This window comes from Sphingomonas sanxanigenens DSM 19645 = NX02 (assembly GCF_000512205.2).
GTDB classification, from domain to species: Bacteria; Pseudomonadota; Alphaproteobacteria; order Sphingomonadales; family Sphingomonadaceae; genus Sphingomonas_D; species Sphingomonas_D sanxanigenens.
In genome coordinates this window covers 3,939,472-3,956,307 of record NZ_CP006644.1, presented here as the reverse complement: position 1 = coordinate 3,956,307, position 16,836 = coordinate 3,939,472, and the positions used below count along the sequence as shown (strand labels likewise).

The 16,836-nt window shown below is 66.9% G+C and carries 14 protein-coding genes; 2 read left to right on the top strand and 12 right to left on the bottom strand.

The features are described 5' to 3' along the window. Positions 1–27: 27 nt before the first annotated feature. From NX02_RS17975 to NX02_RS17925, 11 genes are all read right to left on the bottom strand, one after another. Positions 28–579, bottom strand: coding sequence for an RNA polymerase sigma factor (locus tag NX02_RS17975; RefSeq protein WP_025293591.1), 552 nt, complete (start codon positions 577–579; stop codon positions 28–30). Continuing rightward, on the bottom strand, positions 580–999 hold the full coding sequence (locus NX02_RS17970) for a hypothetical protein (protein ID WP_025293590.1): 420 nt from the start codon (positions 997–999) through the stop codon (positions 580–582). Between the two features lie 3 nt (positions 1,000–1,002). After that, positions 1,003–1,848, bottom strand: a complete 846-nt coding sequence (locus tag NX02_RS17965) for a MipA/OmpV family protein (RefSeq protein ID WP_053000673.1) — start codon at positions 1,846–1,848, stop codon at positions 1,003–1,005. Between the two features lie 128 nt (positions 1,849–1,976). Beyond that, on the bottom strand, positions 1,977–3,164 hold the full coding sequence (locus NX02_RS17960) for a dipeptidase (protein WP_025293588.1): 1,188 nt from the start codon (positions 3,162–3,164) through the stop codon (positions 1,977–1,979). Then, the gene (locus tag NX02_RS17955; RefSeq protein WP_025293587.1) at positions 3,161–4,741 is read right to left on the bottom strand and encodes a serine hydrolase; all 1,581 of its coding nucleotides are present in this window, start codon (positions 4,739–4,741) and stop codon (positions 3,161–3,163) included. Before NX02_RS17955 ends, NX02_RS17960 begins: the two co-directional genes overlap by 4 nt. Beyond that, positions 4,738–5,835: a YkvI family membrane protein gene (locus tag NX02_RS17950; RefSeq protein WP_025293586.1), complete on the bottom strand. Its 1,098-nt coding sequence runs from the start codon at positions 5,833–5,835 to the stop codon at positions 4,738–4,740. The genes NX02_RS17955 and NX02_RS17950 overlap by 4 nt, the downstream gene beginning before the upstream one ends. 95 nt (positions 5,836–5,930) lie before the next feature. After that, positions 5,931–6,971 carry an N-acetyltransferase DgcN family protein gene (locus tag NX02_RS17945; protein WP_025293585.1) on the bottom strand — a complete coding sequence of 347 codons (1,041 nt, stop codon included), beginning with the start codon at positions 6,969–6,971 and terminating at the stop codon, positions 5,931–5,933. Positions 6,972–6,987: 16 nt separating this feature from the next. Beyond that, complete coding sequence (locus tag NX02_RS17940) at positions 6,988–9,303, bottom strand: TonB-dependent receptor (RefSeq protein ID WP_245648633.1); 2,316 nt, start codon at positions 9,301–9,303, stop codon at positions 6,988–6,990. Then, the gene (locus NX02_RS17935) at positions 9,300–10,451 is read right to left on the bottom strand and encodes a dipeptidase (protein WP_025293583.1); all 1,152 of its coding nucleotides are present in this window, start codon (positions 10,449–10,451) and stop codon (positions 9,300–9,302) included. Before NX02_RS17935 ends, NX02_RS17940 begins: the two co-directional genes overlap by 4 nt. Before the next feature lie 82 nt (positions 10,452–10,533). After that, on the bottom strand, positions 10,534–11,544 hold the full coding sequence (locus NX02_RS17930) for a dipeptide epimerase (RefSeq protein ID WP_025293582.1): 1,011 nt from the start codon (positions 11,542–11,544) through the stop codon (positions 10,534–10,536). Then, a complete protein-coding gene (locus NX02_RS17925; RefSeq protein WP_025293581.1) occupies positions 11,544–13,526 on the bottom strand; it encodes a serine hydrolase domain-containing protein in 1,983 nt (660 codons plus the stop codon). Before NX02_RS17925 ends, NX02_RS17930 begins: the two co-directional genes overlap by 1 nt. A gap of 138 nt (positions 13,527–13,664) precedes the next feature. Between NX02_RS17925 and NX02_RS17920 the strand changes: the two genes are divergently transcribed. Further along, positions 13,665–14,288, top strand: a complete 624-nt coding sequence (locus tag NX02_RS17920; protein ID WP_025293580.1) for a helix-turn-helix domain-containing protein — start codon at positions 13,665–13,667, stop codon at positions 14,286–14,288. Between the two features lie 132 nt (positions 14,289–14,420). On the opposite strand, the gene NX02_RS17915 is transcribed toward NX02_RS17920, so the two are convergent. Continuing rightward, positions 14,421–15,764, bottom strand: a complete 1,344-nt coding sequence (locus NX02_RS17915) for a serine hydrolase domain-containing protein (RefSeq protein WP_162232699.1) — start codon at positions 15,762–15,764, stop codon at positions 14,421–14,423. A gap of 269 nt (positions 15,765–16,033) precedes the next feature. Between NX02_RS17915 and NX02_RS30830 the strand changes: the two genes are divergently transcribed. Further along, positions 16,034–16,813 carry a winged helix-turn-helix domain-containing protein gene (locus NX02_RS30830; protein ID WP_053000672.1) on the top strand — a complete coding sequence of 260 codons (780 nt, stop codon included), beginning with the start codon at positions 16,034–16,036 and terminating at the stop codon, positions 16,811–16,813. The last annotated feature ends 23 nt before the right edge of the window (positions 16,814–16,836 follow it).

The following is a 16,836-nucleotide window of genomic DNA, read 5'->3' as shown; positions in this document are numbered from 1 at the left end:
CCCCATCCCTGTGCACGACCGGTGTCGTCATTGCGACGTCCCCCATTCCAGCAGCGTGCGTTTCAGATTCTTCATCGCGACGGCCATATGCTTTTCCACGCCGCTCTTGCTGATCCCCAGCCGGTTCGCGACGTCGGCATGGCTGAGGCCGTGCAGCTTGTGCAGTTCGAACGCGCGGCGCGCGCCATCGGGCAGGTTGGCGATCGCCGAGGCCAGGGTCGCGACCTCCTCGCGGTCGAGCAACTCCTCCTCCGCCGATTTGCGCCGGTCGACCGCATCGAGGGCCGCCGCCGCGAAGTCGGTCACATCGTCCGCCCAGCGACGGTCGCGCTCCATGCGGCGCTGGCGCGCGCGCAGCCGGTCCTTCACCAGATTCTGCGCCATGCGGAACAGATAGGCGCGCGCATCCTGAACCTCTTCCGGCGGGTTCTGCTGCAGCTTGATCCACAATTCCTGCAGCAGATCCTCCGCCTCGCTGCGGATCGCGGTGCGCGCCATCAGCAGGCGCAGCAGGCTGGCGCGGTGCAGGCCGTAAGCGTGGGACCAGTCGTCCTGTTGGATCAGCATCGTCCTGTTCATCTAGATGTCGTTCGCCGCCTGCGCCGGTGGCGGTACCACAGCCAGCTTGCCACGCCGTGCGATTGCTGCAACCGGCCGCCGCTTTCTCCGCCAGACGCGGGGCGACGATCGTGGCGTGCCGGTGGCGATGGCGCGGATAAGATCGATCGTGACCGCGGTCCAGCCGGCCGCGGTGAACGCCGTCACCAGTTCGGCACCCGGCTCGTGCCCGCGCCCGATCGCCGCCGCCATCGCCCGCAACGCCTCCAGCCGCGCATCGGCCAGCGGCCGCGCCGCCGACGTGCCGAACACCGTGTGGAGCAGCCGCCGCAGCGGCCCCGCGATCGCCATGGCGAGGATCGCAGGCCGCTCGCGCGGCAAGAGGCCGATGCGGACGACCTCGGCTTCCAGCGCCGACAGGGCGGAGGGGAGGGGCGGCATCGCTCAGAAGGCGTAGGAGATGCCGAGCAGCGCCTGCCCGTAGCTTATCGAGCCGTCCCTCACGATCGGGCTGTCCGCCGCGTCGCCGGTAAAGGTACCGCCGCCCGCGCGCGCGATCACCCCCCAATGGCGCGACAATTGATAGCCCGCGGTGACGCCGGCGGAGACGCGGCTGATCCCGCCGCCGGGGCGATAGGCGTCGAGCCCGGAGGCGACGGACTCCGCCTCGGTCACGCCGAAGAAGGTCCGCGTATATTTCTTGTCGTTGAACCGCGCCGAGATGTCGAAGGTGGCGAACACCCGCTGCGTACGGATCGCGGCATAGCTGAGCCCGGCGTCGACCGTTACGCCCTTTTCCTTCTTGCTGTCTTTCGTCGCCTGCAGCGACACCACGAAACGGCCCTGGCCGGCTTCGTTGCCGCCGAAGCGATAGCCGACGAAGCCGCCGAAGCTGGCGCTGTTGCCGATCGTGTCGAGCAGCTTCACCCGCCCGTCCGCATCGCTGCGCGACCGCGAATTGGAGAGGCCGATGACCGGGCCGAACAGGAAACTGCCGCCGCCGCCGAAGTCCACCTTGAGTTCCGGCCCCGCCAGGTTGAACTCGATCCCGCGATAGCGCACCGCGGCCAGCCCGAACGGCGTCGCCTGATATTTGTCGGCGCCCTCATAAGCGGGAATGACCCCGCCGCCGAGCGCGATCAGCCCGGAAATCCTGCCGTCATCCTCTTCCGTGTTCGCGGGTGAATTCGCCACGGTCGTCGGCGCAGTGGTGTCGAGCGTCGTCTGGGCCCGGGCGGGCGATCCCAGCAGCGCGGTCGCGAGCACAGGGAGCAGGTATCGGATCATCATCGTCTCCGGAGGCGTTGGCAGTCCGGCGCAGACGATGTGGATGCGGCGCCACCTCAGTGGCGCCGACAGAAAAATTTACCGCCAGCGTCAGCGCCTATGGCGAACGCGGATCGATGATTGGCACGCCTCTACTGTCCCTGCGCCGCGACCACGCGCAGGATGTTGCCGCTCCACATCTTCTCGATATCGGCATCCGAATAGCCCGCCGCGCGCAGGCGGTCGGTGATCTTCGGCAGCGCGGTGATATCCTCGATGCCCTTCAGGCCGCCACCGCCGTCCCAGTCGGCCCCGAAGCAGATATGGTCGACGCCGGCGACCTCGATCGCGAGCAGCACCATCTTCATATAGGTCTCGAAATCGGCCGCCCACATCGACTCCCTCTTGTCGAGGTCGTGCCAGCGGCGGATGAAGTCGGCCTGCTCGGCGGGCGACATCGCATCCATATGCTCATATTTGCCGAACAGGTCGGCGCGCTCGGGCGAAAGGTTCATCTCCGACATGTAGATCGTCGAGATGCACATCGCGCCGCCCTTCGCCGCCAGCTTGCGCAACCGCCCCTCGTCAAGGTTGCGGGCATGGTCGTAGGCGGAGCGCAGCGAGGAGTGCGAGAGCAGGATCGGATAGCGGGAGAGATCGAGAAGCTGGTCGAACGCCGCGTCCGACGCATGGCTGGCGTCGATCGCGATGCCGAGCCGGTTCATTTCCGCCACCCATTGCTTGCCGAGCGGGCTCAGCCCGTTCCAGCGCGGTTTGTCGGTGGCTGAATCGGCGAACTGGTTGTTCTTGGAATGCACCGGGCCCGCCAGCCGCACGCCGCGCTTGTAGAACTCGTCGAGCAGCTTCAGGTCTTCGCCCAGCGGATAGCTGTTCTCCATCGACTTGAAGGCGATCAGCTTGCCGTTCTTCTCCAGCCGCCGCGCATCGGCCGCGGTCAGCGCGGGAGCGATGCTGTCGGCATTGGCGGCGATCACGCTGTCGATCAGGTCCGAACGCGTGCGCGCGAAGGCGAGCGCGTCGGCATAGCCCTGCGCGGTCAGCGGCCCCTGATCGGTATAGATCGCGAAGAAGCCGCCATCGAGATTGCCGTCCTTCATCCGCGGAATATCGATCTGCGACAGGTCGGTCGCGAGATCGTGGCGCTCGGCGAAGTCCCAGCCCTGCCGGGTGAAGTGCAACGGCGTATCGATATGGGTGTCCAGCACCAGCATCTTCGCGTGCGGCAGCGGGACGATTCCGGCGCGGGGGAAGGTTCCGTCCGTCGCGGGCGAGCAGGCGGCGAGCGCAGCGGCGCCGAACAGGGGAATGAGCCGCTTCATTTACCAGCCTCCACCGGCCGCAGGTCGAGATCCTGATAATCCCAGCTGAAATCGGCGATCTTGCTGACTGGCTTCATCGTCACCCCGGTCACCTTGCCCTCCGCATCGAGCGCGAAGGTGACATAGGCCGGTTCGATCGCCGGATCGTCGAATGCGGTGACGAAGCTGTCATATTGCCAATGCTCCAGCCGGCCCGCCATGCGCGGGGTCGAGGTGAAATCGATGGTCAGGCCGCGCGGGCCCGATGCCACCACGACGTCGCCATACCACGGGTCGCGATAGCGGCCGGCATAGCGTGCGGTCGGCAGCGAGGGACCGACCTTGGCAGGCGGCACGGCGCGGGTGGCGGCAAGGAACTTGCGGCCATCCTCTAGCCGCGCCTCGAACCAGTCCTGCCACTTCGTCGTCCAGCCATAATCGGGCTGATCGAGATAATGATCGAGCAGATCATAATAGAGGCCGAGGATCATGCCGCTGTCCTCGGAGTTCATCATGATTGCAAAGCCGATGTCGCGATCGGGGATCAGCACCACCCGCGTGATCGATCCGAACACGCCGCCGCTGTGCTGGATGATGCGGTGGCCGCGATAATCCTGCACCTGCCAGCCCAGCGCATAGGCCTGGTAACTGGGCTGCGCGGGCTTGAGGCTCTCGGGCAGCGGCGTGATCGGCATCGAGACGACCGGCGTCCACATCTCGGTCGCCTGCGCCTCGCTGAACAGGCGGCCGCCGCCGGGCAGCGCGCCATGGGCGAGCTGGATCTTCAGCCATGCCGCCATATCCTCCGCGCTCAGCGCCAGCCCCCCGGCAGGCGCACCGTTGCGGCCCAACTCGTCGCGCTCCTCGAGTACCTGCTGCGGCCCGAGACCGCGCAGCGCACCGGAGAGGCGGGCATGCGGCCAGGAGCGGTTGGGCGTGCGGAAGCGATCCTCGCTGTCGCTGGTCGCCTGCTTCATGCCGCCCGGGCCAAGCACCCGATCGCGCATGAAATCCTCCCAGCGCTGCCCGGTCACCTCCTCGATGAGCTGGCCGGCGACGGCATAGAGGATGTTGTCATAGGCATAGGCCGACCGGAAGCTGGTGCGCGGCTTGAGGAAGGCGACGCGCTCCACCGTCTGTCGCCGGGTGAGGTGCGTGCGCGGCACGAACATCAGGTCGCCCTGGCCGAGCCCGAGCCCGCTGCGATGGACGAGCAGGTCGCGGATCGTGATCTCGCGCGTCACCCACGCGTCGTACATGTGGAACCAGGGGATGTGCTTGATGACGGGATCGTCCCACGCGATCTTGCCCTCGTCGACAAGGATGGCAAGCGCAGCGGCGGTCATCGCCTTGCCGGTGGATCCGGTCTGGAACAGGGTCTGGCCATCTACCGCGTCCTTCGCGCCCAGCTTGCGCACCCCCCAGCCGCGGGCGACCGTCGTCCTGCCCTTCTCGACAACCGCGATGGAGACGCCCGGCGCCCCGATCTTCCGGCGCAGCGCCTCGACCATCGTGTCGAGATCGGCGGGTGGCTCGGCGCGTGCGGGCATCGCCAGCGCGCAGAGCAGGGGCAGCAGCAGCAAACGGGCAGGGCTCATGATGAAGTCTCCGTACGGAGCAGGCTATAGACGCCGATGGTGAGCAGGGGCGCGACGAACACGCCAAGGAACAGCCAGGCGAGGAAGCGATAGCCGCTGGCGATGAGGTCGACGAGGCCGATGCGTGCCGCAACGAACATGCAGCCTGCAAGGATGGCGGCGCCGATGATGGCGCGTGGCCGTGCACCCATAGGGGGACGGCCACGGCTCTCGATCGCACCAGAGATGCGCTCGTTCACCGCATGGACCGCGCCGGCGCCGCTTTCGAGCAAGGCGGCGAAGATCATCACCTGGAACAGAATGTGGAAGGCGGGCACGCCCATCCGGCGCAGCAGGAAGTCCGATGGCAGCGTTTCCGCGCCGATCGCCGGATAGAAGGCCATCATCGCGACGAAGAACAGGATCGCCGGCGCCATCGCCAGCGGGCCCGCGATGATGCCGGCGACGATCGCATCGCGCCGGCTGGTCAGGTGGCGCAGCACCGGCAGGATCACGACCGCGCCGACGATGTTGTAGCTGGCGTAGGTCAGCCCGTCCGCGATCCAGTTGCCCTGCGGCGGCGGCGCCTGCGCGAACCCTTGGCCGATCAGCCCGCCGAACGTCGCCAGCGCGAGCAGCAGGAACAGGGCGTAGACGCTGTAGAGCAGGATCGAGACATATTTGAACATCTCCTCGACCGCGCCGGTGCCCCAGGCGGTAACCGCGACGATCGCCACGGCGAGCAGGACCGATCCGGCTGCCGCCGGCCAGCCGAAGGTCGCGGCACCGATCGCCCCGGCGGCGGCGCCGAACACGGCGAGGATAAGGATGACGAAGATCAGATAGGCGGCCTCGAACGCCACCCAGGCCGGACCGAGCAGCTTCCGGAAGAAGGCGCGGTAATCATAGGCGTCCATCGCGCGGGCGAGCGCGAAGGTGATCGCCGCGATCAGGCTCCACGCGACGGTTGCAAGCAGCATCGCGGCAAGCCCGCCCCACGGGCCGGCGGGAACGAAATATTCGGCGAGTTCGCGGCCGGTGGCATAGCCGCCGCCGATGATGACCGCCTTCAGCGCGAAACCGGGGAGGAGATAGCGTTGGAAGCGGGTGGCCATTTTTTAGCGCCTGCCCTGAAGGGGAGGGGCGAAAACAGGCCGAGATCCCCAACTTCTCCCCCGAGGAGAGAGGGGCAGGTGCGGAACCCTTGTGCTCATCCGAGACAATTCTCGACCAAAGCCGCGAAACCCGGTCCCCCACGGATCGGATCCGCCACCGGCAACCCCAGCCGTTCGCGCTCGGCCGCCATCAGCGCCTCGGCCGCCTCCGCGCTGTAGCGCGACGTGTTCAGGCTCACCCCCACGCAGCGGATCGCGGGATTGGTACGGCGGCCCAGACGGATGGTGAGGTCGATCACCTCCTCGATGCTGGGCAGCGCGAAATCCTCCAGTCCCAGGATCACGCTGCGGCTGGGATCGTGGCACACCACGAACACGTCCGGCTGGCTGCCATGCAGCAGGCCGAGCGACACTGCGGCATAGGCCGGGTTGAAGAGCGACCCCTGGCCCTCGATCAGATCCCAATGATCGTCGGGTGCATCGGGGCTGAGCATCTCGGCGGCACCTGCCTCGAAGTCGGAGACCACCGCGTCCATCGGCATGCCGCCGCCGGCGATCATGATGCCGGTCTGGCCGGTCGCGCGGAAATCGGCGTCGAGCCCGCGTGCGGCGAAGGCGCGGTGCAGCGCCAGCGCGGTATATTTCTTGCCGAGCGCGCAATCGGTGCCGACGGTCAGCAGCCGCTTGCCGGTGCGCTTGCGGCCGGTGCCGACGGGAATGTCGGCGGGCGGGGTGCGGATGTCGATGAGCCGGCGGCCGGTGCGCTTCGCCGCCTCCGCCAGCGCGGGAACCGCGCCGAGCCGCGCGTGAAGGCCGCTGACGATGTCGAGACCGGCCTCCATCGCGTCCACCAGCACCGCGATCCAACTCTCGCCGATCACGCCCCCCTGGTTGGCGACGCCGATCACCAGCGACCGCGCGCCCGCCGCCTTCGCCTCGGCCGGCGAGAGCAGGGGAAGGCCGGTGGTGACGGTGCAGCCCGCTGCCGCCCATTCGCCCACGCAGCGGTCCGGCGCCCAGTCGGCGAGGCCGAAGGCGGTCTTGGCGAAGCCGGCCTCGGTGGTGTCGCCCAGGAACAGCAGATAGGGCTGCGGCAGCGTCAGGCTTTCGACCAGACGGCCTGTCGGCGCATTCATAGATTTACTCCTGCACTTAGAAAGTGGCGCCGAGCGTGAAGCCCAGCGTCCGCGGCCGGATCGGCGATGCGAGCACGGCGGTGCCCGGCCGCGTGCCGAAGCCCGCGGCGCTGGTCAGCCCGCGGCTGTCGGTGAGGTTCCTGGCGTAGACCGACAGCGTGTAGCGGTCGAACTGGATGCCGGCGCGGAGATCTGCGACGGCATAGCTGTCGATGGTCAGGCGGCGGCCGAAGGTCGTCTGGTAATTGTCGTCGAAGTCGGTGACCTGGTCGCTCAGCATCCGCACGCTGCCGCCGACGAAGGCGGTCGCGCTGCCGCCCAGCGCCCATTCATAGTCGGCGGACAGGTTGACCGTCCATTTGGGCGCGTAGGGCAGCCTGTCCCCTTCGAAACCGCCGTTGCCCTCGGGCAGATCCTCGTCCAGCTTGGCATCGTTATAGGCGCCGGCGAGCACCACGCTCAGGCCGCGCACCGGCCGCAACGTCGCGGTCACCTCGGCGCCCTTGCTGGTCGCGCTGTCGCCATTGCCGTCGGCACCGACCGGGCCGATCGCGGTGTCGTAGACCACCAGCACCTGGATATCGCGCCAGTCGAGATAATAGACCGAGGCGTCGATCGCGAAGCTGTTATCGGGCGTTTCCGCGCGGATGCCGGCTTCGTAGCTGACCAGCGTATCGGCCGCATATTGCGTCGGGAACCCGGCGCCCGCGCCGGGAGGTACGACATTGGGACCGCCGGGGCGATAACCTTTGGCGACGCGCGCATAGAGCGCCGCATTGTCCGAAAGCTCGAGGCGCGGCGCGACCGACCAGGTGAAGACATTCTCCGAAGAGTCGCCCATCACGATGTCGGGGATCACCGTCGATCCAGAGAAGAACAGCAGCGATCCATCGAGCACCTGATGCGTCCGCTGGCTGTTATGGCTGTAGCGCCCGCCCGCGGTGATGTCGAAACGGTCGGACACATACCAGGTCACGCTGCCGAAGCCGGCATATTCGCGATAGCGCGAGCTCAGGTCGGCGCTGAGGAAGTTGGGAAAGGTGACGTTCGCGCCGCCGGGGCCGGCGGGCAAGGTCAGTTCTGGATCGATCGCCGCGCCGCTGCCCAGCTCGAAGGGCAGGTAACGCTGGAACAGCTGGCCCTTCTCGCGCGTGTAATAGCCGCCGATCAGCCATTCGAAACGGTCGCTGTCGGTCGATTGCAGCCGCAATTCCTGCGTGAACTTCTTCTGCCCGGCAAAGGCGGGGAAGGTGGTGCCCAGCGGCGGCACCCCGGGCCCGCCATAAATGGCGTCGGCGATGCCCGGGAGCTGGTAGCTCGCATCATAGACCTCGTTCTGGTCGAGCGTGCCGTAGCTGGTGACCGAGGTCAGCGTGGCGGGGCCGAAATCCCATCCGATCGTGCCGTTGTACAGCCGGTAATCGACGTTGTTCTGCTCGGGATAGAATTCGGAACGGGTCATCCGGCCCGCGGTGGATGCGCCGGTGTTGGGATCGGTCGCCAGCGGTTCCAGCGTCATCGGATCGGCATCGAAGCTCGCGCGCGAGTTGGACCGGATGTTCTGCGCGATCGCGGTCAGGCGGACGGAGAACGCGTCGGTTGGAGCGAACAGAAGCGACGCGCGGCCACCATAGCTTTCATAGTCGTTGGCATCCTTGCGCGCGATGCCGACGGTGTCGATGAAGCCGCCGACTTTGCGGTAATAGCCGCTGACGCGCACCGCCAGCATGTCGCCCAGCGGCAGGTTGATCACGCCATTGGCGTTCCAGCCCTCGCCGCCGCCCCTGGTGATTTCCGCGCCCGCCTGCACCTTGCCCTCGACCGTGCCGAGCTTGGGTTCGGTGGTGACGAACTTGACGAGACCGCCCAGCGAGTTGGCGCCATAGAGAGTGCCCTGCGGGCCGCGCAGCACCTCCACGCGCTCGATGTCGAACGTGTCGATGTCACCGGCCAGCGTCGCACCATTGCTCTGACCGGTGCTGGGGCCATAGGGCGTGTCGTCGATATAGACCGCCGCGGTCGGGCTGGCGCCGCCGGTGTTGATGCCGCGTAGCACGATGCGCGTCTCGCCGGGATTGGCCTGCTGCAGGCTGAGGCCGGGGACCAGCGCGGCATAGTCGACGAAGCCCTTCGCCTGCTGCCGGTCGAGCTGTTCGCCGCCGACCACCGAGATCGATTGCGGGATTTCCTGCAAGGTCTGCTGGCGCTTCTGCGCGGTGACGATGATGTCGCCCTCGCGCGGCTCGCCCGCCGGAGCCTGCGCCATCGCCGGCGATGCTGTGGCAAGCGCGATCAGGCTTGCCGCGAAGAAATGGCCCCGCTTCGTCATCATGATTGCGTCCCCCAGGCTTGGCCGAGCAGGCGGCGAAAATTGCCACCCAGCACGGCTGCGATGTTGCGATCGGAATAGCGGCGCCGGATCAGTTCCTCGGTCAGGTCGAAGACCTTGGCGGGATGGTCGAAACCATCGATGTCGATCCGGTCACGGAAGGCGTAGCTGCCCTTGTAGGCGCTCTTGAGCGCTTCATACTCGGCGGGCACCATGTCGTCATAGCCGTTGAGGTCGGCATCCGATCCGATGCCGACATGCTCGATGGCGGTCAGCTTGGCGACATGGTCGATATGGTCGGCCATATGGCCGACATTGGTGGGATCGGTCAGGCGCACGAACATGCGCACGCCGGTGATGCCCATCACGCCGCCCTTGGCGGCGAGCGCCTTGATCGCCTCGTCGGTCTTGACGCGCGGATGCGCGATCAGCGCGCGGGCATTGCTGTGGGTGATCGCGATCGGGCCCTTCGCCAGCGCGATGGCGTCCAGCGTGGTGCGGTCGCCGCAATGCGAGAGGTCGATCAGCATATGCCGCTTTTCCATCTCGGCGATGATCGCCGCGCCATAATCGCTGACGCCGCCATCGACGCGATCGGTGCAGCCCGATCCGATGCGGTTCTGGCTGTTGTAGGTCAGCTGCGCGCAGCGCAGGCCGAGCCTGCGGAACAGCGCGACATCCTCGATCCGCTCGAAATGCTCGGCGTTCTGCAGCCCCATGATGACCGCGCTCTTGCCGTCGCGCTTGGCGCGATCGAGATCCTCGGCGGTGTCGACCAACGTGAAGACATGGCTGTTGCGCCCGGCAAAGCCCTGCCAGCCCGCCATATATTCCAGCGATTTGGTCCGCGCGTCGGGCCCGCCGAGGCCATAGCTGTTGTGAAAGCCGGTAATACCGCTGGTGCGGAACGCGGCAGCCTCGGCATCGGTCAGGCGGTGCGCGACATAATCGTCCGCCAGGGTGATCTTGAGCGGCGCCAGCATGTCGATGACGAGCGAGGATGCGACGAGATCCACCGCCCGGCGGGAATAGGTCCGGCCCGGTGCCGCCGCGAAGGCGAAGCTCCCCCGGTTGATCAGGGGCGCAGACAAGGCCGTGCCGACCGCGCCAGCGACGATCGCACGGCGCGTGATCGGGAATGACTGGGTCATTCCGGATTCCCTTTCAGCTTTGTTTCGTTTCGAAGACTAATGTCCTGATTGGAAAACTGTCAACCCAATTAGGATAAGAATCTTATGCGGCGCCCCAAATTGCCTGCGGGCAATGAATCATGCCGTTTTCGTAAACGACGCCAGGATGGCGATCACGCGCGAGGAAGGTCGGACCGTCGAGGTCGACGATGTCGCAGAGCTGGCCGACCAGATAGGAGGGCGCCATCGACAGGCTGCTGCCCATCATGTTGCCGACCATCACGTCCAGCCCCAGCGCGCGCGCCTGCCGGGCGATCGCGAGCCCCTCGGTCAGCCCCCCGCATTTGTCGAGCTTGATGTTGACCGCGTCGAACCGCCCGACCAGCGCCTCCGTGTCGCCGAGCGAGAGCGCGCTTTCGTCGGCGACGAAGGGGAGCGGCCGTTCCAACCCGTCGAGATCGGCCTCGCGGCCGCGCGCGAGCGGCTGCTCGAGCTGCGCGACTTTTGCCCCGAGCAATCCAGGCATCAGGCGCGGCAGCGTTTGCAGATTATAGCTCTGATTGGCATCGACGCCGATCCACGCGTCCGGCCGCGCGGCGCGGATCGCGGCGATGCGCGCCAGATCCTCGTCGACATCGCCGGTGAGCTTGACCTTGATCGGCGCGGCCCGGTCGATCGCCAGCGCGGCCTCCGCCATCGCTGCCGGCGCGTCGGCGCCCAATGTCAGCGTCGATGGCAAGGGCCGCGGCGCCTCAAGCCCGGCGAGCTGCCACACCGGCCGGCCCGCCCGCTGGGCCTCAAGCTCCCAGAAGGCGCAATCGATCGCGTTGCGGGCGCCGCCGGGCGGCAGGAGGCGCTGCAACTCGGCCCGCGTCGCCCCGGCCTCGATCGCGGGCCGCACGCGCTCCGCTTCGTCGAGCATATGGCCGATATCGTCGCCAAGGTAATAGACGCCGGCACCCTCGCCGCGGCCGCGATGCGCGCCGTCCGACAGTTCGGCGACGAGCAGCGCGGTCTCGGTGAAGACATGGCCGGAGATGCGGAACGGGCGGTGGTAGGGGAAGCGCTCGACCGCGAGGCTGAGCGCCAGTCCCCCATTGGACGGTGCTGCCATCAGTAGACCATCCCGAAGCCATAGAGGTGGAAGCGCAGGGTGACCCACACCAGCACCAGCGCGGCGAGCAGTAGTAGCGCCGCACCCAGCTTCATCGTCCAGGACCGCTTGTCCCTGAAGGTCAGCCAGAGATGCCAGGCCGTGGTAACGAGCAGGCCCAGCGTCGAGATCGGGGTCAGCACCCGCAGCAGGTGGATCAGCCCGTCGAGCGGACCACCGACCGCGCCGATATCGGCGGTGAAGATCATCACCAGCGCGATCCAGCCCGCGACCGCCGCGATGACCAGCCAGCAGAACAGGCGCGACAGGCGCCAGGCGCGCAGGCTGCGACCGGCCAGCGGGAAGGTCGCGCCGAAATTCCGGCGGACCAGCGCGCGAACCGGCCAGCCGATCGCGGCGATCAGGACCAGGAGCAAGGCGGTGGCCAGCGCCGGGCTGAGCCACGCGCTGTTCACCCCTGGGCTTGCCGGCTCGAACACCATGAAGGGCGATCCGGCATCGAGGCTCATGCGCACGACGCGGCCATCCCTGACCTCGGCGGCAAGGCGTTCGCCGGTGCCGGTGTCGCGCCAGACGAAGGGCGCAACCTCCACCCAGTCGCGTGCGCCGGCGCTGAGGCCGTCGAGGCCGGGCATGGCGATCTTGCCGTCGGCGCCCACCACCACCTCCGGCTGCCCGAGCAGGCCGAGCACGCTCATGAAATTGGTGAACGAGCCGCGGCTGCTGACATAATGGCCGGCGAGCATCGCCGCGTGCCGGCGTGCCGTCTCGGCGTCGACCACACGCGTGTCGGGGCGGCCGGTGGCAGGCAGGTAACGGTCTGCGAACTGATGGAACAGCCCGTTGCGGATCGCATGCGCCGCGCCGTCCTTGCCGACGCTGTTAAGCGAGACATAGAGGCCGATATCGGCGTCCGGGAACAGCCAGAGATCGGAGTGGAACCACTCGGTATCTCCGCCATGCGCGATCGCGCGGCGGCCGTTGACCCATTGTTCGTAGAAGCCCAGCGCCATCGTGTTGAGTGGGCCGACGCCGGGTGCGCGATAGTCGTGCATCAGCCTGGTGGTCGCCGGGCTGAGCAGCGGACCGCCGTCGTTGAGATGCGCGATCATGAAGCGCCCCATGTCCGCGCCCGAGGCGGAAAGGCTGCCGGCGGGGGCGGGCAAGACGATTTCGAACGGCCTGGGCTTGTCCGCCAACGTGGCATAGCCGTTCGACATCAAGGGCCGCAGCGACGCCGGCAGCGGCTGGCGGAAGCTGGCATGTCGCATGCCGACCGGCGCGAAGATGTGGCGCTCGATATAGGCGTCGAAGGGCTCGCCGCTGACGCGCTCGACGATATAGCCGGCAAGGGCCGTGGCATAGTTGGAATAGGCCGGGGTGGTGCCGGGCGCGAACACGCGCTCGGGCAGCGCCAGCGGCATCAGCGTCTTCAGCGGCATCGCCGCGTTGGGATCGCTGCTGATCAGATAGCGGATCGATTCCTCGAAGCCCGCGGTATGCGTCATGATGTTGCGCAACGTGATCGGCTTGCCCTGATAGGGCGGGATCTTGAAGTCGAGATAGCGGTTCACGTCGGCGTCGAGGTCGAGCTTGCCGGCCTGCACCTGCTGCATAACCGCCGTCCAGGTGAAGAGCTTCGAAATCGATCCTGGCCGGAAAAGCGTTGTCTCGGGTGAGACGGGCTTGCGAGCTGCGAGATCGGCATAGCCATAGCCTTTCTGCAGCACCGGCCCATCGCCACGCACGACGACGACGACCGCGCCCGGAATCTGCGCGCGCTGCAGCGCGTAGGTCATGAAGCCGTCGAGCCAAGCCTCGAGATCCGCGGGGGTGAGCGCGTGCCCGCCGGCAGGCGGCGCGGGTGGTGGCACTACGCTTTCGGTTGCCGTGGCGGAGGGCGGTGTGGCTGGCCCCTGCGCGGCCAGCGGAGCGGCGGCGAACGCCGCCAGTACGAACATCAGCTTCCGAAGAAAATGCATGGCATCCCCCTTCAAGGCGCGCCGTGCTAAACCTTGCGGCAGCCCGCGCGAGGTCCTACCAAGGACCAATTGATTGTGACCCGATAGAGACATAATGATCCTGATTGGAAAATTGTCAAACCTGGAATGGAGCCGGTGATGGCGACGCGTAGCAAGCCGCCCACCCTCGCCGAGGTCATGCGCGGCATCCGCGCCCGCAACGGCTGGACCTTGAAGCAGATGAGCGCGAAGTCCGGCATCCCCGTCTCGACCTTGTCCAAGGTCGAGCACGACCGGCTGACCCTGAGCTACGACAAGCTCCAGCAGCTGAGCCAGAAGCTCAACATCCGCATGTCGGACCTGTTCGCCGAGGGCGAGGAGGAAGCGGCGCCGCAGGTCACCGGCCGCCGCAGCATCGGCACCGTCGACAAGGCGGTTCGCGTGACGACCGACAATTACGACTATCATTATTTTTGCACCGATCTCCGCCAGAAGCGGATGATCCCGATCATCACCCGCATCCGCGCGCGCAGCGCCGACGAGTTCGGCGATCTTGTGCGGCACAAGGGCGAGGAGTTCATCTATGTGCTGGAGGGGCGGATCGAGGTGCACACCGAATATTATGATCCGGTCACGCTCGATGTCGGTCAGGGCATCTACATCGATTCGCTGATGGGCCACGCCTACGTCGTCGCCGACGGCTGCGACGAGGCGCTGGTGATCGGCGTCTGCTCCAGCGCGGAGGATGGGCTGATGGACTCGCTGATGAGCCTGCATGGGTAAGTGCAAGCGGCTAGCCGAGGCCTGCTGTCACGTCATGCCCGTGAACAATCCATTGCGTGCCGGTCGCTGCCAGGAGCTGGTTCGGCAGCCGCTTGACGTTCGCCACGCCCCTTCGCGGCCGGCGGTCGATCGTCAGCGGTCGGCCGCGGGACCGTCGAGCTCCTTCAGAACCGCCTGGATCCGGGTGTTCGAGGGATCGAGCGCAAGCGCGCGCTGGTAGCTGTCTTTCGCCCGATCGACGCGGCCGGCCGCGCGCCAGGCTTCGCCGAGACTATCGAGCGCATTGGCGGACCGAGGAAATCGCGCCGCATTCCACTGAAACACCGGCAATGCGGCCCGCGCGTCGAGGATGTTCATGGCGTCGTAGCCGACGCGATTGACGATCGCCTCGATGTCGCCGGCCGGCAGGTTCGCGGCGAGCCGTGCGACAGCCTGATCCCATCGCCCGGACGCCAACCCCCGATACAGCATCTCTTCCCGCTCTTCACCCGATCGGGCGGCCCCCGGCATCACCCGGTTCGCGATCAGGGCCGCCAGTCGATGCCGGTCGAATGTCGTGCGCCCACCATTGTCGAAATAGATCACCGTCGCGCAATCGGAGGGGTCCGCTGTCCGGAAAAAATGCCGCCAGACGAGCCGCACCCCTCCGCCATGGCCTACGATCGTCACGTCGTCGTGCCGGTAATACTCCCAGCCATGCGTGTGCCATGCGGCGGTGCCGTCCGGCATCGCGAACGGTTTCCAGGACGCATGCAAGGCGCCGGTCGGAATTAGCGCCCCGCGCAGCAGCATCCGCGTCCATGCCACCATGTCGGGAAGTGTCGTGCGGACCCCTCTCGATCCATAGGTATAGGGCGGGCCGGACTCGGGCACATATGCGACGGGCGGACCATCGCGCGCGGGAAGCGACCGATAGGTCGTCACCAGTCCCGGCACGCCGGCACCCGTGTCCGCATAGCCGGTATGCCGCATCCCGGCGGCACGAAACTGGCCAGCGACCAGCATGGTCAGCGGCCTGCCGGTTGCCTGTTCCAGCGATTCCTTCGCGAACAGGAAGTTGGTCTGGTTGTAGTCGTTGCGCGTGCCTGGTGCGAAGCGCAGCGGCAGATCCCGAATCTCGGCGAACGCCTGGTCTGCGCTGGGCGCCACATGATCGGGGATGTAGTCCGGCAGGCCCGAGACATGCGCGAGCGCCTGCGCCAGCGAGATCGTGCGCCAGGCTGCCGGGAGGCTCCGCCGGATCCGCTCGAGCGGCATGTCGAGATCGATCTGTCCCAGCGCGCGCGCCTTTAGCAGCGCGACCACCACAAACAGCTTCGAGATGGAAAAGATCGGATAGGCCGAACGGTCGGTGATCGGCGTTCCCCTGACCCGGTCCGCCAGCCCGGCATGGCGGCTGTAGACAAGACTGCCGCGCCGGAGCACCGCGACCGAATAGCCGATGGTTCCATAGGCAAGCGCCGCTGCGTCGAGCAAGTCGTCGATGCTGCGGTCGGTCGTGGTCGCTTGCCTCGCCAACCCAGGCGAAAGGGACGCCGCGACGCTAGACAGGCCCAGGCCGAGAATCAGGCGTCTGTCGGGCATGAAGGGCGGCAGCGTGTACGACAATGGAACCCTCGTCATGGATGCGTGGCGGAGGCCGATCGGCTATCGTGCCGTGGCAGAAAGACGGAGTGACATTTCGTGACCTGATCTGACATTCAATGATGATGCCGCGCTGCCGGTCGCTTCCCGGGTGGTTAGATATGCTTCACTTTGCCGAATTCCGCCTCGATCCTGCTGCGTTGCAGATTTTCCGGGACGATGTGCCGCTGGACGCCGCACCGCAGGTCGTCGAGGTGCTGGCCTATCTTATCAACAGCCGCGACCGGATAGTCGGCAGGCAGGAATTGCTGGACCGTTTCTGGCCCCGCGCCGGCACCGGTGGCGATGCGGCGCTCAATACCTGCATTCGCCGTATCCGCACCCTGCTCGGCGACGACGCCGATGCGCCGCGCTTCATTCAGACCAGGCCGCGGTCGGGCTATCGTTTCATCGCAACCTTCGCCGATACTGCCACGGCTCCGCCGGCGCGAAGGCGAAAAGCGGGGAGGCTTGCTGCCATAGGAGGCGTCCTCACCACGATGGCGATCGGCGGAGCCGTATGGGCGCACGGCGCGATGTTCCCCACCCGACATCATGTCGCCATCGAGCCGGTCGAGGGACTTTGCGAGTATGTGCTGTTCCCCAAATTCAATGCAGGGCTGCGGGAGAGCTTTGTCGCCGAGGTCAGCCACAAGCTGCCGGCGGGCTATTCCGTCGTTTCAGGCGAAGGGCGTGCGGATCTCCGCGCGCGCGTCAGCGTGCGGCAGACGCCCCGGCAAACGACGGTTGTCGTGACGCTCGTCGAAGACGTGTCCGACCGGATTATCTGGTCGGGTCAGTTCGCCGCTCCGACCGACACGCAGGATTATGTGCCGCTGCAACGCGCCTTGGCGACGCGCATGGCTGGTGGAATGGCACAAGCGATTATCGACTCCGCCTGACCAGAGTTATCGTCGATCGCGGC